Origin of the sequence: Bradyrhizobium sp. CCBAU 25360 (assembly GCF_028128695.1) — a bacterium.
Taxonomy (GTDB): Bacteria; Pseudomonadota; Alphaproteobacteria; order Rhizobiales; family Xanthobacteraceae; genus Bradyrhizobium; species Bradyrhizobium ottawaense.
This window is the reverse complement of record NZ_LBJA01000044.1, coordinates 184,735-211,512: the sequence shown is the minus strand read 5'-3', so window position 1 is coordinate 211,512 and position 26,778 is coordinate 184,735. Positions and strand designations below refer to the sequence as shown.

Annotated in this window: 23 protein-coding genes and 1 pseudogene; 10 read left to right on the top strand and 14 right to left on the bottom strand. The window is 57.8% G+C overall.

Annotated features, from left to right (window positions below):
* The first annotated feature begins 387 nt into the window (after positions 1–387).
* The 7 genes and pseudogenes from nifH (at position 388) to XH81_RS31325 (ending at position 7,088) form a co-directional block, all read left to right on the top strand.
* On the top strand, positions 388–1,272 hold the full coding sequence (gene nifH / locus XH81_RS31355) for a nitrogenase iron protein (RefSeq protein WP_027571409.1): 885 nt from the start codon (positions 388–390) through the stop codon (positions 1,270–1,272).
* 123 nt (positions 1,273–1,395) lie between these two features.
* A complete protein-coding gene (locus XH81_RS31350) occupies positions 1,396–2,073 on the top strand; it encodes a nitrogen fixation protein NifQ (protein WP_333913904.1) in 678 nt (225 codons plus the stop codon).
* A gap of 392 nt (positions 2,074–2,465) precedes the next feature.
* A pseudogene (locus tag XH81_RS31345) lies at positions 2,466–2,991 on the top strand (homocitrate synthase); the annotation flags it as partial.
* 21 nt (positions 2,992–3,012) lie between these two features.
* Entirely contained in the window at positions 3,013–3,354 is a 342-nt protein-coding gene (nifW, locus tag XH81_RS31340) for a nitrogenase stabilizing/protective protein NifW (protein ID WP_271596780.1), read from the top strand.
* Positions 3,355–4,324: 970 nt separating this feature from the next.
* Positions 4,325–5,434 (top strand): electron transfer flavoprotein subunit alpha/FixB family protein, encoded by a 1,110-nt coding sequence (locus XH81_RS31335; RefSeq protein ID WP_172787727.1) that lies wholly within the window; start codon positions 4,325–4,327, stop codon positions 5,432–5,434.
* An 11-nt stretch (positions 5,435–5,445) separates the two neighbouring features.
* Positions 5,446–6,753 (top strand): FAD-dependent oxidoreductase, encoded by a 1,308-nt coding sequence (locus XH81_RS31330; protein ID WP_271596637.1) that lies wholly within the window; start codon positions 5,446–5,448, stop codon positions 6,751–6,753.
* Between the two features lie 38 nt (positions 6,754–6,791).
* Complete coding sequence (locus XH81_RS31325) at positions 6,792–7,088, top strand: ferredoxin family protein (RefSeq protein WP_172787725.1); 297 nt, start codon at positions 6,792–6,794, stop codon at positions 7,086–7,088.
* 239 nt (positions 7,089–7,327) lie between these two features.
* Here the strand turns inward: XH81_RS31325 and XH81_RS31320 are convergent, their stop codons facing one another.
* Positions 7,328–7,870 carry a carboxymuconolactone decarboxylase family protein gene (locus tag XH81_RS31320; RefSeq protein WP_271596636.1) on the bottom strand — a complete coding sequence of 181 codons (543 nt, stop codon included), beginning with the start codon at positions 7,868–7,870 and terminating at the stop codon, positions 7,328–7,330.
* A gap of 6 nt (positions 7,871–7,876) precedes the next feature.
* Entirely contained in the window at positions 7,877–8,431 is a 555-nt protein-coding gene (locus XH81_RS31315) for a peroxiredoxin (RefSeq protein ID WP_271596635.1), read from the bottom strand.
* Positions 8,432–8,921: 490 nt separating this feature from the next.
* On the opposite strand from XH81_RS31315, the gene XH81_RS31310 reads away from it, so the two are divergent.
* Positions 8,922–9,254, top strand: a complete 333-nt coding sequence (locus XH81_RS31310; RefSeq protein ID WP_271596634.1) for a hypothetical protein — start codon at positions 8,922–8,924, stop codon at positions 9,252–9,254.
* Between the two features lie 202 nt (positions 9,255–9,456).
* Here the strand turns inward: XH81_RS31310 and modC are convergent, their stop codons facing one another.
* Both modC and XH81_RS31300 read right to left on the bottom strand, forming a co-directional pair.
* Positions 9,457–10,650 (bottom strand): molybdenum ABC transporter ATP-binding protein, encoded by a 1,194-nt coding sequence (gene modC, locus XH81_RS31305; protein ID WP_271596779.1) that lies wholly within the window; start codon positions 10,648–10,650, stop codon positions 9,457–9,459.
* Positions 10,651–12,670: 2,020 nt separating this feature from the next.
* Positions 12,671–12,970, bottom strand: coding sequence for a hypothetical protein (locus XH81_RS31300; protein ID WP_271596633.1), 300 nt, complete (start codon positions 12,968–12,970; stop codon positions 12,671–12,673).
* A 1,176-nt stretch (positions 12,971–14,146) separates the two neighbouring features.
* On the opposite strand from XH81_RS31300, the gene XH81_RS31295 reads away from it, so the two are divergent.
* Positions 14,147–15,790 (top strand): NEL-type E3 ubiquitin ligase domain-containing protein, encoded by a 1,644-nt coding sequence (locus tag XH81_RS31295; protein ID WP_271596632.1) that lies wholly within the window; start codon positions 14,147–14,149, stop codon positions 15,788–15,790.
* Positions 15,791–16,061: 271 nt separating this feature from the next.
* On the opposite strand, the gene XH81_RS31290 is transcribed toward XH81_RS31295, so the two are convergent.
* From XH81_RS31290 to XH81_RS31270, 5 genes are all read right to left on the bottom strand, one after another.
* Positions 16,062–16,781 carry a hypothetical protein gene (locus tag XH81_RS31290; RefSeq protein WP_271596631.1) on the bottom strand — a complete coding sequence of 240 codons (720 nt, stop codon included), beginning with the start codon at positions 16,779–16,781 and terminating at the stop codon, positions 16,062–16,064.
* 59 nt (positions 16,782–16,840) lie between these two features.
* On the bottom strand, positions 16,841–17,590 hold the full coding sequence (locus XH81_RS31285; RefSeq protein WP_109145653.1) for a hypothetical protein: 750 nt from the start codon (positions 17,588–17,590) through the stop codon (positions 16,841–16,843).
* An 884-nt stretch (positions 17,591–18,474) separates the two neighbouring features.
* Complete coding sequence (locus XH81_RS31280; RefSeq protein ID WP_442868214.1) at positions 18,475–19,827, bottom strand: M16 family metallopeptidase; 1,353 nt, start codon at positions 19,825–19,827, stop codon at positions 18,475–18,477.
* Complete coding sequence (locus XH81_RS31275; protein ID WP_271596629.1) at positions 19,827–21,275, bottom strand: M16 family metallopeptidase; 1,449 nt, start codon at positions 21,273–21,275, stop codon at positions 19,827–19,829. Before XH81_RS31275 ends, XH81_RS31280 begins: the two co-directional genes overlap by 1 nt.
* Positions 21,276–21,734: 459 nt before the next feature.
* Positions 21,735–21,917 (bottom strand): hypothetical protein, encoded by a 183-nt coding sequence (locus XH81_RS31270; RefSeq protein ID WP_271596628.1) that lies wholly within the window; start codon positions 21,915–21,917, stop codon positions 21,735–21,737.
* Between XH81_RS31270 and XH81_RS31265 the strand changes: the two genes are divergently transcribed.
* On the top strand, positions 21,916–22,086 hold the full coding sequence (locus XH81_RS31265; RefSeq protein ID WP_271596627.1) for a hypothetical protein: 171 nt from the start codon (positions 21,916–21,918) through the stop codon (positions 22,084–22,086). The two genes, XH81_RS31270 and XH81_RS31265, sit on opposite strands and share 2 nt — an antisense overlap.
* 36 nt (positions 22,087–22,122) lie before the next feature.
* Here the strand turns inward: XH81_RS31265 and XH81_RS31260 are convergent, their stop codons facing one another.
* The 5 genes from XH81_RS31260 to XH81_RS31240 form a co-directional block, all read right to left on the bottom strand.
* Positions 22,123–22,638, bottom strand: coding sequence for a tetratricopeptide repeat protein (locus XH81_RS31260; protein ID WP_271596626.1), 516 nt, complete (start codon positions 22,636–22,638; stop codon positions 22,123–22,125).
* A 105-nt stretch (positions 22,639–22,743) separates the two neighbouring features.
* Positions 22,744–24,843: a type III secretion system export apparatus subunit SctV gene (gene sctV / locus XH81_RS31255; RefSeq protein WP_271596625.1), complete on the bottom strand. Its 2,100-nt coding sequence runs from the start codon at positions 24,841–24,843 to the stop codon at positions 22,744–22,746.
* 9 nt (positions 24,844–24,852) lie between these two features.
* A complete protein-coding gene (locus XH81_RS31250) occupies positions 24,853–25,284 on the bottom strand; it encodes a tetratricopeptide repeat protein (RefSeq protein ID WP_271596624.1) in 432 nt (143 codons plus the stop codon).
* A 2-nt stretch (positions 25,285–25,286) separates the two neighbouring features.
* The gene (locus tag XH81_RS31245; protein WP_271596623.1) at positions 25,287–25,823 is read right to left on the bottom strand and encodes a hypothetical protein; all 537 of its coding nucleotides are present in this window, start codon (positions 25,821–25,823) and stop codon (positions 25,287–25,289) included.
* Between the two features lie 33 nt (positions 25,824–25,856).
* A complete protein-coding gene (locus tag XH81_RS31240; protein ID WP_172787712.1) occupies positions 25,857–26,750 on the bottom strand; it encodes a SctD/MshK family protein in 894 nt (297 codons plus the stop codon).
* Between the last annotated feature and the right edge of the window lie 28 nt (positions 26,751–26,778).

Genomic DNA, 26,778 nt, shown 5'->3' with positions numbered 1-26,778 from the left:
TCGGGTTGCGAGAGGAACAGCAAGCTCCGTTCCACAATTGGAGAGATCGGAATAGATCCCGTGATGCCGGCTTTTGTCGTTGATGTTTGTGGTTTTTTGTTTGTTTTCCGACAGGCCGCAGAACCCGTCACATCCGCAACAGCCAACGATCACACGCCGGCTGGTTGGCTTTTTTATGTGTAATCAGAAGTTTAATGTGTGGTTCAGGCGCTGGCACGGCTGTTGCTAATGAGCTGCAGCAACACTGAGTGAGGGCTGAGTGCACGCCGACGCCCAAGGCGAGCGATGCGCTCCTTCCCTTGAACCCGTGTGCCCCCGCTTCTGTGAGAGAACCAAGCTCGCACAAGAAGCGCGCAACGTTTGGCAAATCGGTTGATGGAGAGCAACATGTCTTCACTGAGACAAATCGCGTTCTACGGCAAAGGCGGAATCGGCAAGTCCACCACTTCGCAGAACACGCTGGCGGCGTTAGCCGAGATGGGTCAGAAAATCCTGATTGTAGGATGCGATCCGAAGGCAGATTCGACCCGCCTGATTCTGCACGCCAAGGCGCAGGACACGATTTTGAGCCTTGCCGCGAGCGCCGGCAGCGTGGAGGACCTAGAACTGGAAGACGTCATGAAGGTCGGCTACAAGGACATTCGTTGCGTGGAGTCCGGTGGTCCTGAGCCAGGTGTCGGCTGTGCCGGCCGCGGTGTCATCACCTCGATCAATTTTCTGGAAGAGAACGGCGCTTACGAGAACATCGACTATGTCTCGTACGACGTGCTTGGCGACGTTGTTTGCGGCGGCTTTGCGATGCCAATCCGCGAGAATAAGGCGCAGGAAATCTACATCGTGATGTCCGGTGAAATGATGGCGATGTATGCCGCGAACAACATCTCCAAGGGCATCCTAAAATACGCGAACTCTGGCGGCGTGCGGCTGGGCGGTCTGATCTGCAACGAGCGGCAGACTGACAAGGAGCTGGAGCTAGCGGAAGCGTTAGCCAAGAAGCTAGGCACTCAGCTGATCTACTTCGTGCCGCGCGACAACGTGGTGCAGCATGCAGAATTACGCAGGATGACGGTTCTCGAATATGCACCCGATTCCAAGCAGGCTGATCACTATCGCAATCTTGCAACCAAGGTTCACAATAATGGCGGCAAGGGCATCATCCCCACCCCGATCTCCATGGACGAGCTCGAGGACATGCTGATGGAGCACGGCATTATGAAGCCGGTGGACGAATCCATCATCGGCAAGACCGCCGCCGAACTCGCGGCCTCGTAAAGGCGCGCGACGGATGCCGGTCTCCTCGACGCCCATCCCGGGAGGCCGGCATTCTGACGAGCGACCCTGATCAAAACCAGGTTGCGGCGCGCAAACCTGACCATTTTGGAGACCCGCAAAATTATGTCTGACGCGCACTTGCTTCCGTCGCTGGCTGCTTGTGCCGTTGATATCAACAGCCAGATGCATAGGGGAATTGCAACCTACCGCATGCTCACCGGTGTGCATCCTGCAGATGCCGATATTACCATTGACAGCAAATTCGATCGCCATGTCGTGGCGTCTATACTGGCGGCTGCCACAATGGATGGTGGCTCCCTTCCCGAGAAGGCTGGCCTGTCCGGCCTTGAACTGGTGGCCTTGCTGGAGCAGTACTTTCCCACGCTTGAGATCAAGCTCGCGAAGCAGCTTTCGGCTTTCAACTGCGAAGAGGACGACGAGATCGCAATGCTGCGCGATCTCTTGATCAAGCAACGATCGACGGAAGGGGATATCGGCCGCTGGCTGGCTTCGATGATCGCGCGTCGCGCGATAGAACCGGACCATCTGTGGGAAGCTCTCGGCTTGCGCAATCGTGGCGAACTCTCGCGGCTGCTGAGCCGTCATTTCGCGCCGCTCGCCGCGCGCAATTTCAACAATATGCGCTGGAAGCGCTTCTTCTACCGCATGATTTGTGAGAGTGAAGGTCTCGTGATGTGCACAACACCCGTGTGCAATCAATGTAACGACTTCAACATCTGCTTCGGTGAAGAAAGCGGTGAGAGCCGGATGGCCGTGCGCCGGCGCGATTTTCTGTTGTAGGCGGCTCGGCCGGTGGTTGCCGGCGACTGGCCATCTGAACCGCCGCAAAGGTCCGCTATCGCCCAGTCATCCGAGAAAGCCTCGCCGGATTTGGTAAGCCGCGCGGGACGTTGAGCGCACGGTTGGCGCCGGTTCCATGTGAGCGAGTGAACATGTGTTCAATGCCGCGGCGGCCCCCAAGTCTCGGCGACAATTCTCACATCCTGGCGAGCCGCAATTGCTAACGTTCGAACTCGACGTAACAACAGGCAAGGCGTCCGCTTCATGACCTGTCGCATTTGCGACAATTCATTTGCTCAAGAAGGTCGAGGGCGGAAGCGGTAGGGTCATCAATGGGTTGGCCGGTACGGCAGGCCGGCATGCTGTTTGCTGAATCGTAGGTAGGTCAAATAATGAGGAGCTCTCGCGTGAGCGCCGCCAGCACCCCCGCCAAATCGTTTCGGCCCGACCAGGTGCGCGCCAAGCCGACCGTGCTCAACGACACGACATTTTCGCGACGGCGAGCAGGCACCTGGCGTTGCGTTCACCACAGAGGAAAAGCTGGCTACCGCGCAGGCGCTGGTGCCTGCCGGAATCACGGAGATCGAGGCGGGGACGCCGGCGATGGGCAACGAGGAGATCGCCGCCATCCGCGCCATTGTCGAAGCAGATCTTCCGGTGACCACCATAGGCTGGTGCCGGATGCGGGAATCTGATGTCGACGCGGCGATCGAAGGAAAGGTGCCCATGATTAATGTGTCGATCCCGACCTCCGATGTCCAGATTGCGGCCAAGCTAGGTGGTCATCGCGGCCTGGCGCTAGAACGGGTGAAGCGATTGGTAGGCTACGCCCGTGAGCGCGGACTTGAGGTCGCCATCGGTGGTGAGGACTCCTCCCGCGCCGAGGTCGATTTTCTCATCAGACTGATGGCGACTGCAAATCCGAAGGAGAAATTTTCGATGATCAGCTCATCCATGCCAGCCGGTATCCTGGATCGGCTCAGCAAGGCCTCGTCGGCAGAGGAGTTTTTCTCGCTGCTTGGCGTCGATTACGACGCCAAAATCGTGAATGTCGCGCGCCTTCACATCTTAAAGCGCATGGGACAATATTTTGCTGAAGAGCAATTTACTGGCGCCGAAGAGCCGGAAATCAGAGCTAGGTGCAAGGCGATACTGGAGCAAGCCTATGCAGATTTCGTGACATCGTCACCGATCGATCAGCGAGTGTTCAAGGTTTTGAAGGATGCCGTCGCAGACCCTAAGAAGGCCGCGGCCTTTGTCCCGTTGAGCGAGTTGGAGTGACGCTGTAAGCGAATTGCGACCGACCGGCGTCGAGGCGATCCGATATTGGGCCTTCTCTTTCGTGCTCAACTATCTGAAGCAATGACCGGAGCGGCGGTTGTCGTATTCCCGACCCATGTCTGGATTGCTCGCGTCAAAGGTATCAGCCGTTCGTTGAATTGTGTCGCAGGACATTACTTTCGACTGGCTTTCAATGGTCTTTGCAACTGGTACGACACTTGCTGTTGTCCTGCCATCGAAGCCGACAGATGGCAGTCGACCGCATGAGTTTGAAGGAGGACCTATGATGCTGCTTTTACGACATGCTGAGATCTGCGCTACCATTCCGAGCCCCATAGTCGCGTTAGCTTCCTTGGATACGGGTTTTGACTCGATCAGAGCTCTGCAGCGTCGGTCAGATGCTGGTCAATGGTAAGTCGTCGCTTCGCGTTACTCCTGCAGTCGGTATGCATAACAACATCTGCATCAAAGCGGTCCCCGATCCCGCTCAGATCGGTGCCCATCTCTTGGCGGATGGGAACTGTGCCACGAACAGCGCCAGCTTCGGCCCATACGGAATGCTTTCGTTTGAGGGGCGGGATGGATTGCGTGACAGGAGTGTTGCCAGGATCGCCCTCGTTTTCGCCGCCGATCTGGAGTCGTTGGGCCGAACTGGGTCGCAGGTACTGCGCAGCGTACGAACTCGCCAACTCAGGTATCGAAGCTATCGGTTAGAATCACCACGGCGCCTTGCCGAGCCGCGGTGGCGCTCGTCGAACCCGGCGAGTAACGGTTCGGTTTGGCAGAGCCCTCCAAAATCAGTCGGACGGGTGCTTCTTTGCGACGACGTGTATTGTTGTCCGGCCGGTCCAAGCACGCAGGCGGGGCAGAGCAGCCAGCCACTTGCTAACCGAAAGTGATCTTCAGTTGACGAAGTGAACAAGCAACCCGTGGCGCCGGCGCCCCTATCGTTGAGGAGGAATTTGAAAGTATGAGCAACGTCAGCAGAACGGCCATGCCAGCGGCCGCCGGCCGCGCAGCAGCCAAAAAAGAGCTGCCGGAGCGCTTTAAGTCGTACAAGCACGTCTGGGTCTTCGTCGAGCTTGAGCGTGGTCAAGTGCATCCCGTTTCCTGGGAGCTTATGGGTGCAGGGCGCGGCCTTGCCGACAGGCTAAAAGTGAATCTTGCCGCTGTGGTTATCGGTCCGGAAGGGCAGCACACACGTAACGCCGCGCTTGAAGCCTTTTGCTATGGCGCCGATCTGGCCTATCTCGTGAGCGACAATGTTTTATCGGATTACCGTAACGAATCCTACACCAAGGCGCTAACCGAACTCGTCAACACCTACAAGCCCGAGATCCTGCTGTTGGGTGCGACGACGCTCGGTCGCGATCTGGCAGGTTCCGTGGCGACGACCCTGTCGACGGGGCTTACTGCCGACTGCACCGCGCTGCACGTGGACGCCGATGGGTCGCTTGCGGCGACGCGTCCGACCTTTGGTGGCTCACTGCTCTGCACGATCTACACCCTGAATTATCGTCCGCAGATGGCCACCGTCCGCCCGCGGGTCATGCCGATGCCTGAGCGTGTCGACCGCGATGCCGCTCGTATCGTCGTTCATCCGCTCGGCCTTTTCGAAGAGGATATTGTCACAAAAGTATTGTCATTCCTGCCCGACCGCGATGCACAAACGTCCAATCTAGCCTATGCCGATGTCGTGGTTGCGGGCGGCCTAGGACTAGGATCGCCTGAGAACTTCCGGTTGGTGCGCGAGCTCGCAACTCTGCTTGGAGCTGAATATGGCTGCTCGCGTCCTCTCGTGCAAAAAGGGTGGGTTACGTCTGACCGGCAAATCGGCCAGACAGGCAAAACCATCCGGCCGAAGCTCTATATTGCCGCCGGCATTTCCGGTGCGATCCAGCACCGGGTTGGCGTCGAGGGCGCGGATCTGATTGTCGCCGTCAATACTGACAAGAACGCTCCGATCTTCGACTTCGCCCATCTCGCGATCGTCAGTGATGCCATTCAATTGCTACCGACGCTGACGGCTGCATTCCGCGCGCGGCTTTTGCCAGAAGCGCGCGCCCGGATCGCGGTCTAGAGGAGATGAGCATGATTGAAGAGAAATTCGATGCGATCGTAGTCGGAGCCGGTATGGCCGGGAACGCGGCGGCATTGACGATGGCCAAGCGCGGCATGAAGGTGCTGCAGCTCGAGCGGGGCGAATATCCCGGATCGAAGAATGTGCAGGGCGCCATCCTATATGCCGACATGATGGAAAAGCTGATCCCCGAGTTTCGAGAGGAGGCGCCGCTCGAACGCCACCTGATCGAACAGCGGTTCTGGATGATGGACGACCGCTCCCATGTCGGCATGCACTACCGTTCGGAGGACTTCAACGAGGAGCGGCCGAACCGCTATACGATCATACGCGCTCAGTTTGACAAATGGTTTTCTTCCAAGGTGCGTGAAGCTGGTGCGATCGTGCTGTGCGAGACCACCGTCACCGAGCTTGTACGGGACGATCGTGAAAGGATCGTCGGTGTCCGTACAGATCGCAGAGACGGGGAAATACATGCCGACGTCGTGGTCCTGGCCGAAGGGGTCAATGGCCTGCTCGGCACGCGTGCAGGCCTACGCGCGCGCCCGACAGCCGAGAACGTTGCGCTCGCGGTTAAGGAAATGCATTTCCTGCCTCGCGAGACTATCGAGGCGCGCTTCAATCTCAGGGGCGATGAAGGCGTTGTGATCGAGGCGGCCGGCACCATTTCTCGTGGCATGACCGGGATGGGTTTCATCTACGCCAATAAAGAGTGTATTTCGCTCGGCATCGGTTGTCTCGTCGGCGACTTCCAGCACACCGGCCAAACGCCGTACGGACTGCTCGATCAATTCAAGAGGCATCCCTCTGTGGCGCCCCTGATAGCAGGGTCCGAAGTCAAGGAATATTCGGCGCATCTCATTCCCGAAGGCGGTTACAAGTCAATCCCGCAGCTTTTTGGGGAAGGATGGGTCGTAGTGGGCGATGCGGCCCAGCTCAACAATGCCATTCATCGTGAGGGATCCAATCTCGCGATGACCTCCGGCCGTATCGCCGCGGAAGCGATAGGTCTGGTCAAATCACGCGGCGAACCGATGAGTGCAACAAATCTGTCAATTTACAAGAAGATGCTGGACGATTCGTTCGTCATCAAAGATCTGAGGAAGTACAAGGATTTGCCGCCCCTAATGCATACTCACTCCCAGAACTTCTTTCTCACCTATCCGCAGCTCATCTCCAAGGCGATGCAGAACTTTGTGCGCGTCGATGGTACGCCCAAGGCTGAAAAGGAGAAAGCGAGCCTGAAATCCTTTGTCAAGGCGCGGTCATGGTCAGGTCTGTTCGGCGATGCTTGTCGTCTTGCGCGGGCCTGGCGCTGACCGCAACAGTGTGAAGTCCAACAATGGAAGGCCAAAGCATGAGTTCCGAACCCGCGGTGCGCGTCGAAGACAAGCTGTATTACAACCGCTATCTTGTCGACGTCGGAAACCCTCACGTCAAGGTCCGTGCGCACACAACGCCATCGCCGCAGCTACTTGCACTTTTGAAAGTCTGCCCCGCGCGGTGCTACGAACTCACCGACAGCGGCCAAGTCGAGGTAGCGGTTGACGGCTGCATCGAGTGCGGTACCTGTCGGGTTATCGCTGAGCCGACCGGCGACATCCAATGGAGCCATCCGCGCGGCGGGTATGGTGTGCTGTTCAAGTTTGGGTGATTGTGAACGAACGGCCATCGGCGACCGAGGCTAGGCGATGCGAAGTCATCCTATCCGTGGCGCATCGCGTGTCATTTGCGGGACGGCGGGAATTCGACCACGACGCTCTTCATAGGGACGCTGCGCAACATGACTTGCCGACGTGCCCCGCCGTGACGATCGTTCGAGAGCCGCAAAGGCCTTGTTGTGGCGCCACTGCGTGGCGCCCCAACTGCGTTGATCGAATGGCAGAGTAGAGATCACCCTCTCGCCTGAGCGGGGGCGGGCCCAGCGGCCTCGATAGCGATCGTCACTGACTGCGTGATCGCAGCAAAGCGCACGGCGGTGTGTATCGCTTTGGAAGAGACGCCCGCGGCCCTCAGTGTCTTCTCATGGGCATCAATGCAGACGCCGCAACCATTTATGACGGAGACAGCAAGCGACCACAGCTCGAAATCTGTCTTGTCCACCCCGTGATTGCCGATCACGTCCATACGTAGCCGTGGCGGCATCGTCTTGTATTCCGGGTCGGAAACGAGGTGAGCGAAGCGGTAGTAGACGTTGTTCATTGCTTCCACAGTGGCGGCGGCCTTCGCTGCGGCGATCTCCACAGAGGTCATCACGGCGGACGCCGCGGATTCCAGCGCGGCCACCAGCGCTGCATTGCGGGTGGCAGCCGCACTCGCCAGCAGCAGCCCGTATTTTCGTTGCAGCGAAAACGTCTCATCGGACACCACTGAGATCAAGTTAAGCCGGACATCCTTCGCGAAATCGGGAATCCTTATTTGTTCGATCCACGACATGCTGCCTCAAGCAACTTTCAAGGTTTTGCCGCCGATTTCGCGGTTGCAGGGACAGAGCTCGCCGGTTTGCAGCGCGTCCAGAACGCGGAGCGTGTCCTTAGGACTGCGCCCCACACTGAGATTGGTCGCATAAACGTGCTGGATCGTGTTTTGGGGGTCAACAATGAAGGTGCAACGATAGGCGACCCCTTCGGGTGAACGCACCCCAAGACCATCGACGAGCGTTCCCTTTGTATCGGCAAACTGCCAGATTGGTAGATTGTGCAGGTCGACATGCGAACGCCGCCAAGCAAGCTTGCAGAACTCGTTGTCGGTCGAACCACCCAGTACAACCGCATCCCGGTCAGCGAATTCCTTGGAAAGGCTGGCAAATTCGGCGATCTCTGTCGGGCAGACGAATGTAAAGTCCTTGGGGTAAAAGAAGATAATCTTCCATTTTTCCGGAAAGCTCATTTCGGTCAGCGTCTGAAATGCGCTCTGCCCTTCTTCTTCCTGCGCATGAAAACCGGGCTTCACGCCTGTGATGTCGAATGACGGCAACTGACTTCCAATTCCGAGCATGCTGTCCTCACAAACTTGCTTTTTGTAGATCGTGACCTCACTGATGGAGCAAACTATATGCCACCCGTTCTTAGGTCCGGAATGGGTGCAACAAGGCCAGCCCAGCGGCTTGGATCCGGGCATGCTCGCGCGCTTGGTGGCTCGATCAGCACTAAGCTGACGGTCATCTAAATCACCAAAGATCGCACAAGGCGTTGGGGCCAATCTGCAAAACACCGCTATACGTCAGCAGAGCAATAGCGACGGTCGCGCTGCCTTTGAGCTCGACGGCACACGGGCGCTGGTCAGGCGCTTGGCGGGAAGATGGCAGACCTGAACCGTAGCGGTCTTGTCATTTGACCAGCAGGCACTGCAAAGCCGACTATGGACTTAATGTCGGGTTGCGTTATTTAGCGCGCGCGACGTCTCGCCATTGAAGGTCCACAATCGGTACATTTGCAAGACATCAAGGTGGCCAGCAGCGGACGCCGTAGCTAAGGTGGCTTCTGAAATGGCGAAGAGTTCGATGGACGATCGCGGAGCCGACCTGCTCGGCGGCCCCACTGTCACGTTAATGTCGGCCGGTATCGTTGTAACCAAAAAACCGCAGCTCGGGTTGAAGGCCCGGCCGCGTGGCACGATCAAGGCAGCAGCGTGCCAAGTCCGCGGTGAGGCTCGCCAGTCGGCAGTTCACGAGCGCTTCGCAATAGGACCGATCGCCTCCCCATCAGCAAATTCGCCAAAAGAACGAGAAGCAGCTGGTCGGGCCGAGGGCTGCGGCCTCGGCAAGCCTGCTTTTATCAAGACAGAACATTGCTCTACTGCCGGGTGGTTGCGAAATTGAGATCTTTTCTCCCCTGGCAACATCGATTGCGAGTATCATCTGCGTGCCATTTGCTCGCCTCGACTGTCGCTGCACCAGCTGCCGATGCGTACGTTTTGGTGCGCGACGTCCTGAGCCAGATCGGTCAGTAGCCGATCGAGATCGTTTTTAAGGCAAAGAGCTACCCGGAACATTATTCGGATTATCTTAGGTAGACTGTCGATCACGGCCGGGATCTTGTTGGTGTTCTTCTCGCATCGGAGCATAGCTGTCGAAGGTGCTCATGCGGATGTGGCAGGTGTTGCAAGCAACCGCTCGGCAGCCCAAGCGGAACGGCGCGCGCGACCTCCGCGAGTACTTCCCCTCCATTGCTAAGCCGTAGCGCATCAAAGGAGCGGCGTGTGATGCGCGCCAAAAGCGGCACGCCAGATCGGCCGGTTTCAAGGGTCAGAACCAAGGTGACCTCAGCCTCGCCGTGCGGCAGAGAGGCTTTTATGCGTGCTGGAAAAACATTGAGGATAGAGCTTGCTCGCCGTGGCTCGCGCGCGATGCTGACGTCGTCGGCAGCGATGCGTAACCGCAGCTGCGCTCCCGGTGTAAGCGGCACTCCAGGTATCAGAAAGCGCACAGCTTTGAGGCGAAGCATGATCAGCCCATAGCGCCCGTCATAGCCGCCGACCGTAGTATCAAGACAGACTGCCGCTTCGCCGCGCTTGGCAAGCGCCGAATCACTCTGAAGGACACTGAGCGGACCGGCCGTAGTCACGGCGCCATCCTTCATCATGACGAGATGATCGGCAAAATGCTCGATATCAGCGATGTCATGGCCGAAGTAAATCATCGGCAATGGAAGCGTTTGCCGCATGCGCTCGAGAAAGGGCAGGATCTCGCGTTTGGCGGAGCGGTCGAGCACAATGAGTGGATCGTCAAGCAAGACTAGCCGAGGCTGGCCAAGCAGCGCACGGCCAAGAGCGAGTCGCAGTCGCTCCGCTCCGGAAAGAAGTGATGGCAAACGCTCGAGCAGTGGCGCCAAGGCGAGCAATTCGACCACACCATCAAAATCGATCAGTGTCGGTTCCGATTTGGACGCGTTGTATAAGAGTATGCGTCGGACAGACAAATGAGAAGAGAGAATCGGTAAGCGAAATACATATGCGACGTGACGCAGATGAGGCGGTCGAAATATAGTCTCATCCTGCCAGATCTCCCCGTCAATTGCACAGAATCCATTCGGCAGGCGCTGGACCCCAGCGATGCAGCGCGCGAGCGTAGTTTTGCCGCACCCGGGGGGACCAGAAATCGCTGTGATGCCTTTGGCTGGTACGCTGAATTGCGTATCTAGCGGAATACTTCCGAGAGAGCCGTTGAAGGCAACTTCGATACAGCCCTTTTTGGCTTCTCTAATGAAGCTTCGCATGTTCTGCATCTTCTCATCTAAATCAGGAGGCCAATGGCAGCAGTGGAGCTGATGGCCATGCTTTCGACGATGCCGTTTATGGCGCGGCAGCACGGCGTTTCCGCTCACGTGAGGAGCCTTGGGTGGGAGGGCGGACTGCAGATTTGTATCAAGCTCTTGTTAGCAGCTCCGCGCCGCTAGGAGTGTGGCAACCGGACGTTGCCCGCTGCGCTTGCCAATCAGAGGTAAAGCGCCATTCCAGCAGCGCAAGGTTGTCAGTCTGCTTGGCGGGCCGAGGCCTTCTAATGAATGTTGGAATGGCGCGGCTTGAAAGGCTTGGCAGTGAAGCTGTCGGAGCACGCCGGAGCCGGATACTGGCTCTGGGCCAGAATTCGGCATCACGGATCCCACAGCTTTCCGAGCCGATTTGAAATTTGCGTCGGTCGCCACAATGTTGGCCTTTGCACTCTCAGGTGCGAGTAGCATCAAGGCGAGGTCGATCAGGATGAATCGAATAAACCTCATTGGAATCCCGGCTCCGCCGCGACCGCTTTCTTCGCGGCAACTTGCTGATCCTTACCCAGCAATCGGCGTGCCGTTTTAAGGAATATCTGGCCGGCTATTTGGCAAGGGAGGCTTTGCATCGGCCTCCACCCCGCGTCTTAAATCGCCGCATCGTATTGTAGGACCTTGGACGTTCAACGTCGCCAACCGTACATGCAGGAGCTATGAGATGGCACCTGAGGGTGAACCATGCCTCTCGCGTTGGAGATGGTGCTTCGGCGAATGTGCGGCCACGCGTCGGTGATGCACAAGTCCCTGCCTCCGGTCGACGCACCTTCCGATCTGCGCGAAGGGAGGTCGGCAGCCGCTCGCTGGGAAAAAGCGCTGATATGAGACGATATCCGCTGCCCGCTCGCTCAAAGTGCTTGAATCGATCGTAACGTCAGGATGTAGGCATTGCGAAGCAGAACGCCGTATTGGAGCCAACATCGGCACACAAGCGCTAAACGGCCGATCTCCGTGTGATCCCGGTCTTCGCAATGCGTGTTGCGCCTAGCGGTACGATGATTTCCGAGCGCCGGTATCATTGCGGCGCCCGGAACAGCAAGCCAGTGGCTGCCGAGGCGCTGCAATCCGGTAAACAGATCAGCCTGGCGGGGCAAAGAAAAAAGCAGTGAAGTATATGCGGTTTAAGAGAGGTTTGGTGAATCAAGCGCGACGAATAGGCGGGACTTGCAATGCGCATCGCTATGCAGCCGTCCTTGCTACGATCGCGATAGCAGCGAGCTGGTGCACAGGATACGCTTGCGCGGGAGATCGCCGGGCCGAGGAAGTGTTAGTGTCGTGCAAACCAGACGTGATCCGCTTCTGTGACCGCTTTACAGGCCGTAACGAAGCTGACGTGGCGATGTTTTGTCTAACAGAAAATTTCAAAAATTTACGCCGCGAATGCCGACGCGTTATGCCGACCGCCGCCGCGGGCAGAAACGACCGGTCGAGACAATCTCTCAACAAGCGTCCAGTAGGCCTTTATCGAGAGTGAGGCACGGCAATTGCGAACTCGAACAATAGTGAGATGTTCGGCCTGACCGGGCCTCCGGCTTTGGCCAGCTCGGTGGTTGCAAGTTGATCGGACTGGAGCATCAGCCTGCCGACGCGCGGCTCAACTATCTGAGGACTGATCCGCGGACCAATTGGCAGCAGTCGCGCTTCAATCAGCGCTGCAGCCATTCGGCGACTTCGAGGCTTTCGTGATTCGCGGTAACGGGTCCGATCGACAACTGTGTCAGCTGAGGGAGGAGGAATTGCCGGACATATGCTGGAAATCCGTACTCCGCACCAATCTATACTGTTTGTGGCCGGCGATTAGGTGCTTTTGGGCAGGGGCTATGGGGTAGTAACGGGCAAAAGAGTCGCCCGAATATTTGCGTTGGAGGTTTGTTTCATTGCGGTTTCCCTTGGCTTCTCAGCTTGGGACTACCTTGGGCTGGACTGCCGGGCTCAAGGTAAACAAAGTGAGGTAGCAAAACCGCTTTTGTTAGCCGCTGATCGACTTCTCGAGGCATCCGCTTGATGCCATTGCGGCGTTCTCGATGGGCGCTTCAGGGGAGTCGCTTCGCCCGATCGTGGTGCTCTTGACCGAATACACTTTAGAGGTCAGGGCTAATGGGAACGCCGTCGACAGAAGTCTCTCAAAGGCAGAAAGCTGTTCATGCAGACGCTTCTCAACGGCCTCCCGCTGCGCGCCAGGCAGTTCAGTGCCAAGTGATCGACGGCAACGCCAGATTTCGTTTCGCAACCATCTGATCTCATTTAATGTATCATCAATCGAAGTCATCACAGATATTCGTTCCTGGAGTATCAAGCATGACGATCGTCTGAGCGGCCGTTGCTTGGCTCCGCATTTCTGCCGAATAGTTCAGCCGAGGCCCGCCCGTTCGTCCCCGGAGGTGGCGAGCAAGATATGTGCAACTCTTGCCAGTCAATATCACCCTACATCGGGCGTGTGACGGCAAATCGCGGCAGAATTTCGCGGTTTCACGGCGTCCCAATCGTGTGTCATGCACGATTTCAGCGCTCCACAAGATCGGTTGGCCGACGGGCAGTTAAGTAGATCCGGCCTGCTATAGGCATTCACAATCGCCTACCCGATAAACAATCTACGGGCGAGGTGGAACTTATCAACAACATGGGAAAGTCATGAGAACGAACTTTGAGGAGGGCAGCGATCCACGGCATGCGCCAGCTGATCAAAGAAGCGAACGCGGTTGCGGTTGGTAGTACAAGACAAAATGTCGATGGACGCAGGGTCGAGCATTCCACAGACAGTCAATGCCGTCGACATCCGCTGCGCACCCCTCTGAAGATCGATTGAATAGCTTGGATCGCACGCTGCACCAGGTTGTACCGTTGCTGATGCGTAAAAGATCAAGGCTCACATGGCAAACGTTGACGTCCCATTCCAAACGGAGATCACGACGACGACCTACTAGTTTCCAGTTTGCTTGCCTGCAGGGATGGCCGGGAAAGCCATTTAAGATGGATGGCACGGAGCGCCCGGCCGGCATCATCAGTACACTTGCCGGTTGGAGCGGCGAGACAGCGTCGATGATGGAATGAAGCGGGCATTAAAATGTGTCTGACCCAGCCAAGCCCCGCCTTTCCATCGCGCCGGGATCCGTCAGCTTACCGACAGCTAACTTTCGTATCATGAACGTCGCTACTCGCTTGCAGGCTCGGCTCAAAGGGCGCAGATCTCGCAGGCGAGACCGGGGCAGATTCCGATATCAACCGATCTGCGAGCGACACGTCGCCTCGTTCGCTGCACTGCTTGCAGTTGCTCGGCGATACTTGCGCAGGCGTATTCGCGCCAGTCGTGCGGAACTGCCCGGTTGTGGGATTGCACCTCATTTCGGTTGGCCGGTGGAGCGTCAGCCATAGTGGGGGATTACCAGTTGTAAGATGCGCCGCCCCGGCGCGTTCGCTCCATTTTGACACGCAAGAAACGATATCGATGAACGCAGAACAGCTCGGGGCTGGTGCTCCTTCCGCAACTTCCGATTCAGAAAGCTCCGAACCCGGCTCCGCCGCCGCATCGCAGTGGGGCGAGGCGTTGAGGGACATGCACGGGTCCGGCGCCGAGGGGGCCGCCCGGCCCGAGTTGCTGGCCGACTGGGCTGCCGAAGACGGGCAGGGGCAACATGAGGATCGGCAACTGGCAGTAAGTCGAACGAGAGCTTGGCGCGGTACGGGTGATCTCAATGAGCTGCTAGATCTATCGTCCCTCTCCCTGACCGCCTTATCTGCGCCCATTCTGGCCGGAGTGCGCCGCCTGAATGTCGACAACAATCAGCTGGCAAGTCTGCCCGAACGCCTTCCAGAAACGCTTCAGGAGTTGGACGCGAGCGGTAACCGCCTGACCCACCTGCCCCGCCTTCCAGCTGGGCTGCAGAGTCTGAACGTCGATCACAATCAGTTGGCGGGCCTGCCCGAGCCTCTCCCGGCCGCGCTCGAATGGCTCAGCGCCAGCTACAACCGGCTGACCAGACTGCCTGAGACGGTCCCGCACCATCTGATATGGTTCGGTGCCAGCGACAATCTGCTGACCAACGTGCCCGAGACTCTGCTGACGCAGCTAGGCGGTGAGTCGAGCGTTAATCTGGAGAATAATCCGCTCGCCGATTGGGTGCAGGCCGGCCTGGCAGCAGCGATGCATGCCGGACACTATGCCGGCCCTCAGGTTTTCTTCTCGATTACCCCTGGAGCGGTGCAACTTCAGCCGCGGTCCCTGCAAGAGGTCGCCGCGGACTGGCTTGAGGGCGAGCCGACGGCAATGTCCACTTGGCAGCACTTCGCCCATGAGGCGGGGGCCGCGGACTATGCACGCTTCCTCGACCGGCTCCGGGGCACCGTGAACTACCATCATGAGGCGTTCCGTCAGGCGGTTGCTGATGACCTGCGGCAGGCAGCTGTCAGGCCGCGTTTGCGTGAGCAGTATTTCGAATTGGCTTCGGGAGCGAACGCGAGCTGCGAAGATCGCATTACTTTGGTCTGGAACGGCATGCAGACTGCACGCCTGAACGCTGATGTCGAGGACGGCGTCTATGACGGGCGACTGGGCGAATTGCTCCAGAACGGCCGCGTCATGTTTCGCTTGGAAGCGCTTGATGGGATCGCGCGCGAGAGGGTCAATTCACTTCGTCGTGCCGATCCCGACGCGGATGTCGATGATATCGAGGTCTACCTTGCCTATCAGACCCGGCTGCGGGACGCCCTGGAGCTGCGGCACACGGCTCCTGACATGCGCTTCATGAATGTCTCTCACGTGACCGAGGGCGATGTGGCCAGGGCCGAGGTATTAGTGCGGGAGCAGGAAGCGGCGGAATTTCCGGACTATTTGGCAGCGCGCTGGCAACCATGGGAAAGCGTGGTGAGGCGCATCGCACCCCAAGATTATGCTGACATGCAGGAGCGGCTCCTCGACGCGATGGGCGTACAGTTTGAAACCCGCTTGGATGAGCGGCTGGCCGAGCATGGTCTGACAGGCGATGCCGATGCCGAACGGGTCCTCGGCGCCCGAATACGAGACGAGATCGCCCGCGAGATCAAAGGCGCGGTCATGCATCAGGTGCTCGGCAAATTCGGCCTGAAGCTATGAGCGCTCCCGAAGGAAGACCTCGTCGATCCGGCTAATCGCTCACAAAGTCAAGGCGGTCATGGTTTCTTCGAGGATGGAGCTGTCTGCATCAGCCATGGCGAATGAGCTGCTGTCGATTGCCCTTCGCGCTGTCCGTGCGCACGATTGTAAGGATGGAGATCCAAGCGAAAAAGTCGTATGCGCGCAATGCGTTCGCGACGAACGCCATTGAAGTCAGCGGTCAACGAACCACTCATAGGCCGGACGAACAGATGGTGATCAGGCCGAACTCTTAAGTAGCCCTTGTGCAACGTAGGCTATCGATATCCGTTCCCCGTCGACGGTCAGACCTTCGCAGCGTCACATTCGAATCCAGATCGCGAAACATGCTGTAATTGCGTCGAATCCATTGATGCAGCTCGGTGGACCAATCCTTCTCGTCGCGCAGATATCCAGTGAAGGAAAAGCTAAGCCGGTCTATATATCGTTTAAGGAACAGGGGAAGTGCGGAAATCCGAATCACCCGCTCGTGATCCATCACTTCCGGTAATTCGCCACGCAGCACGAATTCATTGTGGACGGTGACCAGCGACGCCGGCGGAATTCGCCGCCGTAGCATTTCATAAGCGCGAAAGGAGATGCGGTCTGCTCCCGCGACGAAGAGGATGATAGGGGCGACATAGCAGCGCGCTGTCTCCTTCATGAAGCCAATTTCCTCGCACATCTTGAAGAATTCGTCGAAGACGTGAAAGCCGAGGTCAATTACCTTGGGTACCCGATCGTGGATGATCAGAGGGTCCATCAGCTGCATCTTGCCGTAAGTGTCGATCACATCAGCGGTCTCCGTAATGTTGGGGAGATAGTCGAGCAATGAAGGCTCTTTCAAGTTGACATCGAACGATAGCGCTGTGCCGTTTTTCAGCAGCAAGAACTCGCTCATCGCCCGAGCGACGAGGGTTTTACCGACCTGCGGGCTAGGAGAGCAGATGATGTAGATGGGGGTCGCTAACATAGCCAGCAGATCAATTTCGTTCCGTACGTAGGCCCGACCGGAGCTCGCCGGATATGCCGCTACTTTTCGCCGGCCCGGGTGGCGGACTTGGCCCCCGCCAATTCCGTCAAGTTGATGCGATCAAATTCGCTCCAGACATTTGCCAGCCAGTGCCGGACATAGCCGCGCAGGACGAAGGAGTTGTTCGCGGGTTCATCGTTGCGTCCCTTGTTTGCCACGAAGTCTATGAATGGGACGGATGCGACTTCCACCTGCTCATAGGCCATCTCGTTGAGCTTCGGTATGGTCAACTCAGTCGCATGTTTGATGCGGTGAAAATAGGAATTATAAGTCGCTTGATCCCACTGGAAAAATTGAGTGTCGTTGATGAAGTTCTTGACCAGGTAGTACTTTGCGCCGCTCATGAAAGTCGCGGTTTCCGCGATCTCGTCTAGCGAAGCGATGGATGATCCCAGGATGTGGAACACGGCAAATGTGATCTGGCCCGACCGTGCTGAGTCCAGAAATCCGATGTCGCGCAAGGAAGCCAACGCAGAGGACAGTAGGCCTGCCCGAGCATCGATGACGGTGACGGATAGCCCTGAGTTCAAGGTATCGAAGATCTTCATCTGGTCCGCCGTCGTGGTCATATCGACGATCTCAGTGATCTCGGGATAGAAGCGCTTCAGCGTTCCGCGGGGCGACTCTGTGTCGAATGCGCGTGTTTGCACGTTGTTGACGCTGAAGTAGTCCAGTAGCGTTCGTGATACGGTCGTCTTGCCGACTCCTCCCTTGTCCGCACCGACCACAATTACAACTGGCTTAACCATCAACATCTCCTGAGACACTCGTTATTGCCGCGCGCAAGGTGCGCAATCGGCACGTCTCTGCTTTTGGGTGCGATCATGGCAGAAAGAAGGGGCAATGAACCTTCGATGCTGGAGCTCTGCAACTGATAAACGTTTTCAACATTGAGCGAGTAACATCGTCCGATGATGCAAGCCGGAGAATGGGACTAATCGCTTGTATTGGTGATCTACGTCAGGTTTGTGGGCAATTGGAATGCGCGGGGCAAGAATCAACTGTCCGCCTGTTGTGATCGTTGTAACGACATAGGTTATCCATAGATGCCGTTGCTGTTGTTATCTACTTTTCATGAAGCGACGGAAACTAACGTGGCGTCAGATTGGGAGCTCGGATCAAAGCGCAGATCAGGGCGATGCGACGCGGTGCGCCTATGGCTTGGCAGACCACAAAGGTCTGCTGGATCAGATGGTCGTCTTTTCGGCAGAGAGCGAACCGGCTGGTTAATTTCTGAAAGATGACCCTGAACGACCGAGCTCTCACTCTGCTGATGAATGTCGGGATACGCGAAAGGTGGAGCGCGCGGGACACAGATTCGTCGAGCTACGTCCTACCGGTCAAGGAGGTTCTTAGTGGAATGAACGATGGCCATGGCACTCTCGTTGGCCGCTTCCTTGAAGCGGCAGACAGTGCACGCTCCGGCTTTAAAGCGCTTACTTTGGCTAACCCGAAGATCCAACGCGGATTGTCGCTGGTTCAAACGCGTTTCCGCAAAAGCCGGCCTCGAGCGGCCGCATGGTAGCTGCCTCGCCTGGAATATCTCCACAAGCTAAAGGGGGGTGCTAGATGCACTCTGCACGCAAGAGCGAGCGCCTGGCTGGGGTGTGGTCCCCGTTGGCATGGGGGTGCACTACGCTGCGTCGTTCGAGGAGCGGCCGACGATAATTGTGAGCAGACCCTCGCCCCACAGCCGCTGCGCTGCTCTCTTGGCGTCCTCCAGCGTCACCCCATCGACCAGGGCATTCTGCTTTTCGAAATAGTCGATGGGCAGCTTGTCGATCTGATTCTTCAGTAGCGTTCGCGCAAGCTTTGATGATGTGTTGAGAGCCACCTGTTGCGCGCCCTTCAGGTAAGACTTTGCGTCATCGAGTTCCTGCTGAGTAGGTCCTTCCTCCGCGATGTGGCGGACCTGCTTCTCGATTTCCTCAACCGTCTGACCGGCACGATCTGCGCAGGTGCCGCTGCTGCCGAGAAAAATGGCTGAATGGTCCAACCAGACAAGGTGCTCACGGACGAAATAGGCCAGTCCGCGCTTCTCGCGGACTTCGCGGAACAGGCGAGACGTAAGGCCGGCGTCCCCGAGAATGTGGTTGACGATGTAGGCGGCCATGAAATCCGGCTCGCTCCGACGGACGGCCGGCCCCCCAAAGGTCACAACTGTTTGCGGCACATCGACCGGAATGAAGACCCGCTGTGGCGGCTTTGCTGCGGTCACTTCGGTAACCGGCACCGCTTCTGCGTTGCTCGGCAGGCCGCCAAATGTCTTGTCGAGCAGCTTGCAGACGACCGCTGGATCGACGTCGCCGACAATAGCGATTTTGAGCGTGTCTTTTGCGATCACGCGTCGGACATAACCCTTGAGATCCGCGACCTCGATCTTCGGCACGCTTTCCAGCGAGCCCTCGGCTGGGCGAGCATAAGGATGATCCCCAAACGCGACTTCGAGAAACTTGCGATGGGCCAGAGACGAAGGATCGGTCGAGGCGTGCCGAAGGCGCGCAAGCACAGTAGCACGGGTCCGTTCGACGTCGGCCGAGTCGAAACGCGGTGAGGTTAGCGCCGTCCGTAAAAGCTCGAAGGCCTCGTCCGCGTTGTCTTGGGGCGTGCACAAGGCACCGCGAAAGTGATCAGGGGTCACATGAAAACCCAACTCGATGGCACGACGGTCTAGCCGCTGATGAAAGGTCTTGAAGTCAAAGTCGCCGGAACCTTCCTTGAGCAGGCCAGACACCATGTGACCGACGCCAGGTTTTTGAGCGGGGTCCTGAGTCGCGCCGCCGGTGAAGGCATATTCCATCGTGATCAATGGGACGGTAGAATCCTGCACGAACCACGCCTCTATACCGCAAGACGAAACTAGGCGCTTGATCCTGGTTCGGCCAAGTGAGCTCGCGGCGGCAACTGAATTTGGCGAAGCGAGCATAGCGATGGAGAGCGACGCTCCGCGGAGAAGGATCCCACGTCGTGTGCAAGGATAAATCACTAGAGCTTCTCCCAGTGTCGTGGAGTAGACTCTTTTACGAGATAGCCGGTCACCGCTCGTTTCTTGTCGAGCCAGTTCCGCACTGCTTCGTGCACCTGCCGTGCACCGACAGCGCGGATGTCCTCCGGCCAGCGTTCAATATCCTCAATGCATAGTCCCGTCGTCAGGCCGCGGCCATACCGGTGCGCGAGCATTTCCTGACTGTCCTGGGCATAGGTGACTTGCGCAATCAGCCGCGTCTTCGCGCTCTGCAGATCTTCGGTGCTCACGGGATTACGGGCAATGTCGGCGATGACCTCGTCGATGGACTGCTCGATCAGGCTGAGGTGGACACCAGGTTTTGGTATGGCGGAAATCGCGAATAGCGAGGGATCGAGTGCGGCAGATTGGTAGCTCGCTCTGGCAGTGACCGCGAGCTGCTTTTCGACAACAAGCGAGAGATAGAGATATGAGTTGACACCGCCGCCCATCAACTGCTCGAGCACCTCAAGCGCCGGACCTTCCCCAGCGGCGGCGGTGCGAGCCGACGGTACGAGATAATAGCGGTGCAGGGCTGGCTGCTCGACGCGGGAATCGGCCAACGTCACTCTGCGCTGCGCGGCCGGCGTCGGCTCCTGCGGCCGCAGGCGTTGCACGGGAATTGACGGTTGCGCGGGGATGCCGCCAAACGTCTCCTTCACTAGCGAGAGAATTTCCTTGGTGTTTACGTCGCCAGCGACAATCAAGATCGCGTTGTTGGGTGCATAGTAACGCTTGTAGAAGCTAAGCGCGTCCTCTCGGGTAAGCGTTTCGATTTCCTGGCGCCACCCAATAACGGGGTGGCCATAGGGATGGTTAAGGTAGAGCGCCGCCATCATCTGCTCAGCAAGCCGGTTACCTGGTTGGTTGGCGACGCGCATATTGAATTCCTCCAGCACGACGTCGCGCTCGGACTGCACATCCTCGTCCTTGAGAATGAGACCGTTCATGCGGTCGGCTTCAAATTCCATCATCTTACCGAGGTGCTCGCGAGGCACGTGTTGGAAGTAGCTGGTGAAGTCGAATCCGGTAAAGGCGTTCTGATAGCCGCCGGCGCGCATCACAGCCTTGCGGAACTCATCCGCCGGATGTTTGGATGTGCCCTTGAACATCAGGTGTTCGAGGAAATGCGCAAGCCCCGATTTGCCAGGCGGTTCGTCCGCGGAACCGACCTTATACCAAATCATCTGAGTCACGACGGGTGTGCGATGATCCGGGATCACGACGACCTGCAGGCCGTTCTGAAGTGTGAAGCATGCTGGTTGATCTGATTTGCCTGGGTCGGCAAAGACGCTGGCCTCGTCAGGAAGGTATAAGCCGGTGCCACTCTCCGTTTTGCGCTCGACCGCCGGGGCGGTGCGCGTCGTCGACTCCGACCCTTCAGCGGCGGTGCTTGCCGCCTTGCCGGTGACCGAAAGCCGGTTCTTCATGGCATCGCCTTTCGTTTCATAGTTGTCACTATCGTAGAAAGTCCGACACGGCGGGGAGCCGCGCCTCGTCTTGGCAAACAGTGGAGCAAAATCCGGACCAATCGCCGGATGGCGCCTCGCGTACGCAACGGCACACAGCGACCTTGCGCGCAACGCCTCAGGAGAACTTCGCGTCAATCGAGAATTCAGGTCAATCGAGCACGATGTGACGTCAGCACAACACCCGGCAGGCTCGCCATCACACGTCTCGCTCTAGAAGACGAGTGGCTTGACAATATTTCTCACGGCCCCAAGGTGGCAGTCGGCGAGCAGCTCCTTGGAGTACGTTGCGCCGAAGTAGTGCAGGACGAAGGTGCCAGAATAGCCGAGATTTTCGGTCGCGCGGATTAGGTTATTCGGTGCGAGCCTGACCTCACCAAAGTCGATCTGGCCAATCGCTCTTGGTAGTTCGTGTACGCTCTACATAAAGTTATAGTCATCATCATACGGATCGTTCGTGGGCATCGCCACGCTTTCGGTACACTTGGCATTGCTGCTGTAGTCTTCTATCGCGGCAAGATACAAAGGCGGTCTACCCGTTCGCTGCCATTTGCCGTCTTTGTTCTTCCATTTGTCCTGGTGCTTGTCGGGATCAAGCACCATGATCGAGTCACCTACCTCAAGAAGCTGCGCGGGAGTTCGCTTCCGGATTGAAAGAGTGGGAGAGCACAAGCGGTTTGTTACCGTCGATCTGGACCTGATGTTCAAGCAAGATATCGCCCGCGCTATCGACGAGCGGGTGGGTAACCTAGCGGTCGGCAAGCTAGCATAAGCTTCGCTATCTCCGCCTCCCTCTTCATCGCCACGCTTATCTTGAACGAGCCAATGCGTTCCGGCCGCCCGCCTGCGGTGCTGAGCTGGCATCGCCGGCCTCCTTCTTGCCTTCAAGTGCGAGCGACAGTCCGAAATTGTTGCGCAGCATCGGGTTTGCGGGTTCCGCTGCGAGAGCTTGGCGGTATAGTTCTTGGGCCTCCTGATGGCGGCCCTCGTGATCGAGAACCACCGCTTTGGCATTCAATGCGCGCAGGTCGCCAGGGGCTGCCAATAACACGCCGTCGAGCATCTCGAGCGCATCATTCGGACGGTTGCGGGCCAGCAGGGCTCGCGCAAGAGGAATCGCTGCATCGATGTTGTTCGGCTGTTGCTTCAATGCATCGCGCAGAGCCCCTTCATCAGGATCCCGGCCGAGCGCGTACGAAATGCGCTCGCGCACCGCGGGATCGATGTCTTCGTTGTGTGCGAGGCGAGATGTGGACGTCTGCTGCGGTGAGAGGCTATGTTTATCTGGGGCAGCGCAGCCAGCGAGCAGCACAATAGCCAGCATCGCAAGCAGAGCGGGCCGCGGCCCTGGACTGGCGGAGCACAAATGCCGGCGGCACCTGGTTTCATTTTGTTTCATCGGCTACTCACGGGGAAGTGCGGCGCATTCTTAGTTTGCAGCTGCTAGGAGCCCTCCTGAGGAAGGCGCCTTGGGAAGCTTGACGGATCCAATCGGTTGGACCGTGAAGTCGGCGGCGAGATCTTGATAAGACAGAACAGGCAGGTCGATGCCGTTGCGCGTGAGAAAACCACGTACGAAACGGCGGATATCCATCGACCCAAGGACGACAGGTTGGCTCTTACTTTGCGCGATGGTGGCATGGATCTGACGAAATTGTGCAAGCAGCTTTTCGCTCTGCCATTCGTCCAAGACGAGGTATGGGCCGACGGCAGTTTCCCGTACTGCGCCGCGGATGATTTCCTCGCTCTCACGCTCGATGATAAAGGCGACCACGACGCGATGAGCGTTAGCATACCGAAAGCAGATTTGTCGCTTTAAGGTAGCACGAACATATTCGGTGAGCAGGACGGCGTTTTGCTCGCGCTCGCTCCATTCTGCCAATGCCTCCAGGAGCAAGCGGGTATTGCGGATTGGAATGCCTTCATCGAGCAACCGGCGCAGGACCTCGGCGATCCGAGGGACGGTGGCCGTACGCAGCACCTCCTTCACTAGGTCAGGATATTCCTGCTCCATCCGGGCGAGCAATTGGCGGGTTTCCTGGATACCTACCAGGCGCTGTGCATAGCGTGTCAATGTGGAATGGAGACGTAAGGCAAGAACTTCGCTCAGGCGATGATATCCGATTCCAGCGGCCTTGAGAGCCGCTGCATGCCGTTCTTCGATCCAGACACGATTCGTTTCCGGGTCTTGCTGAAAGGGGATGCCGCTCAACTCGATGTTCGCCACATCGTCGTTGAGCGCCAGGTGCCCGGGATTGATCACATCGCGCTCAACTGGCACACTATCGACATCCACCCTGAATTGCGACGAGGACAAGCTCTCGCCGATTTGGGCCGGGATGCGCGGAATGGTGATGCCAAGGTCCGCCGAGACCAGCCTTGAAACACGCGAAATGCTCTCTTCCAGCTCGTCTTTGTCGATCGAATCCGTCAGGTTCGGCGCAAGGAACAACGCGATCGGAAGTGCTTCCGCATGTGCGGTCTGCTTCTGGGCCGCTGCCGGAGCTGGCGCCGAAGCAGCGGCGCTTGCTCCAATTTTAGCGGCAGGCTTGTCGCCTTTGGCCCCGATCTTGACGAAGCTGGCCGCAGCGAACAGGACGGCCAGCACGACAAACGGGAGCAAAGGAAAGCCGGGAACAAGCCCCATGAATACCAATACGCAGGCCGCTAGCCTAAGTGCCTGCGTACTTGCGGTAAGTTGGTGAACGATATCGGCGCCGAGTTTGAGTTTGGAGGGCCCGTTGACGCGCGTGACAATGGTCGCGGCGGTAATTGACAGCAGCAACGCCGGAATCTGCGAAATGAGCGCATCACCGATCGTCAAAAGCGTATATTGATGCAGCGCGTCATCGAGCGACATACCCTTTGAGAGCAGACCGATGCTGATTCCGCCCAGCATATTGATGCAGATCACGATTAGTCCGGCGATCGCGTCTCCCTTAACGAACTTCATGGCGCCATCCATCGCGCCATGAAGTTGACTCTCTTGCTCCAAGGCGGCACGTCGGCGGCGTGCTTCGTGTTGATCAATGTGGTTGTTGCGAAGTTCCGCATCGATCGCCATCTGCTTGCCTGGTAGCGCGTCAAGCGTGAAGCGCGCAGACACCTCTGCGACGCGTTCGGCACCCTTGGCAAGAACCATGAACTGCACCATGGTCACGATCAAGAATATGACAATGCCGACCGCGATATTCCCTGAAATGACGAAGTCACCGAAGGTGTGAATGATGCTGCCGGCGTCGCCCTCAGCAAGGATCAGCCGCGTTGTTGCAATCGTTAACGCCAGTCGAAAGACGGTGGAGATCAGGATGACGCCCGGTAGCGACGAAAAATCAAGCGGTGTGGTGAGATAGAGCGCAACCATCAGCAGCAATATGGCAAAGCCAAGATTGAAGCCGATCAGCATGTCGATCACGATGATTGGGATTGGCATGATCATCATGCCGATCGCTAGAAGCAGCATCAAGGCAACCATGAAATCCGGGTGGGCCGGAGCGCGCGCGATGAAGTCACGCAAGACGTTGGCCATGATAGATCCTTATTGCTTTTTGATGAGCGCGGCCCTGCTCGCGCGCAGTGACACATAGCGCTGGAAGACCTCGCGAGCCTCGGGCATGCGGCCAGCGTGCCGCAGGGCGTGACTGCGCAGCAGCGTCATCGGTATGCGGGAAGAGGGTTGCGTATCGAGTGCGTCCAGTCTGTCCAATACGTCGAGTGCTTCATCACCAAGGCCCTCGGAGATTAGCGCGTAGGCGAGAATGCGGAGTAAACCGATGTCGTTAGAATGCTCGCGAGCTGCAATTCGCAACAGAGCCAGACTTTGTGCGCTCTGCCCGCACGCGAGATGTACATACGAAAGCGCGCAAAGCAGGTCGCGCTCCGGCCCGGAGATCGACAGAATATCGCCGGACTTGGAGACTTCTGGAACCAGGGGAGCGGGCCCATGCTGCAATCCATCAGGATCGGCCATGGCTAGCCCTTGATTAAGCTGTTTTGATTTTGCCGGAGCATTAATAACCGCTGTAGTTCCTGCTGCAGGATTACCAAACACTCTCGTGCCGTATTGTCATCCGGTGTCGCCTCCAACGTCCGCGTCAAGCGCTCCAAAAGAGCACCATGCTTGTCGGCGCGCAGTACGTCCGGATGACGGAGGCGTGGAACGACGAAGGAGAGTAGTCCGCGGGACAGATTGGGACCATAGAGCAAAGCCAATACCGCGCGTGGATCTAGCTCATTTGCCCCTGCTTCGCTTTCGAATAAAGTGACGCGAGAGATGGCGCCGACGGAGCTGACCTCGAGCGTCGCTTCGCTCGCAACATCAATTGGCAGATCACGCGAAACCGTATCCCGCCACGATGCGCGCTTCGCGCCGCTATCCGCATGGGCGCCTTCGAGCTCGAGTTTATCACCTCGCGAGGGAGACGAGCCGATGACCGGTGCGTGCTGGCCCGCATCTAATCCCTGCGATCCGGTGCCGGGCCCTACGGAGTGCTGGGGCAGCCTAGCCATCGCCTTCTCCTTCTTTCTTGCAGGCTAGAGACCTCAATATGGCAAAGCGGCAGATCGGCCGTTGCGACTGAGCAGAACACGTCCATCCTCAATTCGATCAACGGTCCATCCATTGCTTAAGAGCGCACCGACGAAGTACTTCTGCCCGGCAATAAGCAGATAAGGTTCGCTTCCGCGCCAGACGGCTTGGACAGCAATTGAAGACGGCATCTTCTCCTCTTTCACCGTGACAGCATTCACAAGGGTCGTGGTGCCGTTGGTTTGACGATCGAACCATTGCTGGATCTCTTTCCATTTTACGACGAGGTTCGGCGTAATTGTGCCTTCCGCGGTCACAACGCCGGGGCCGCGCCCGATCTTAACGTCAAGAAGGCCCGCTCGTTCGATCTCTTGCCGCAGCGATACGGCCATTTCATCAGCAGCTCTCGGATCAGAATGATCAACGGTTGGCTTAGTGGCAATCTCGACCGTGCGCGACGACTGTGTACTTGGCACCACCGCTCTATCGCCTGGGGCGAAGATAGTTGAGACGGTGCCGATCACGACAGAGCTGAGCAGAACCAGGCTGAGTGCTAAGGTCAAGCTGCGGGAGCGCTTGCTCGAAGAAACCGGCTGGACATCCTCTGTCGACCAGCGGATGGACATCGCGCCAGCATGAACGACCGCGGGGAGGGGCACTCTGACGCGCTCACCTGAAGCGATGCTCGCGAGACCGTCTATGCTGATGTTGGCGGCGAGCGCCTCGACCTCGATCGAATCGTGCTGCGCGATGACACGAAGGTGATGCGGCTCAAGCCCTTGTTCAACGAAGATCATGTCTGCATCGAAGCCACTGCCAACAATGCTGTCGCCGCCCGCTGCCTTCCCCTTGAGCCCGGTATAGAGTCCCGAAAGCACCTCGAACTCGAGCGAAACAGAGCCCTTCACGACAACCTCCTGAATAACGAGAGAAGCC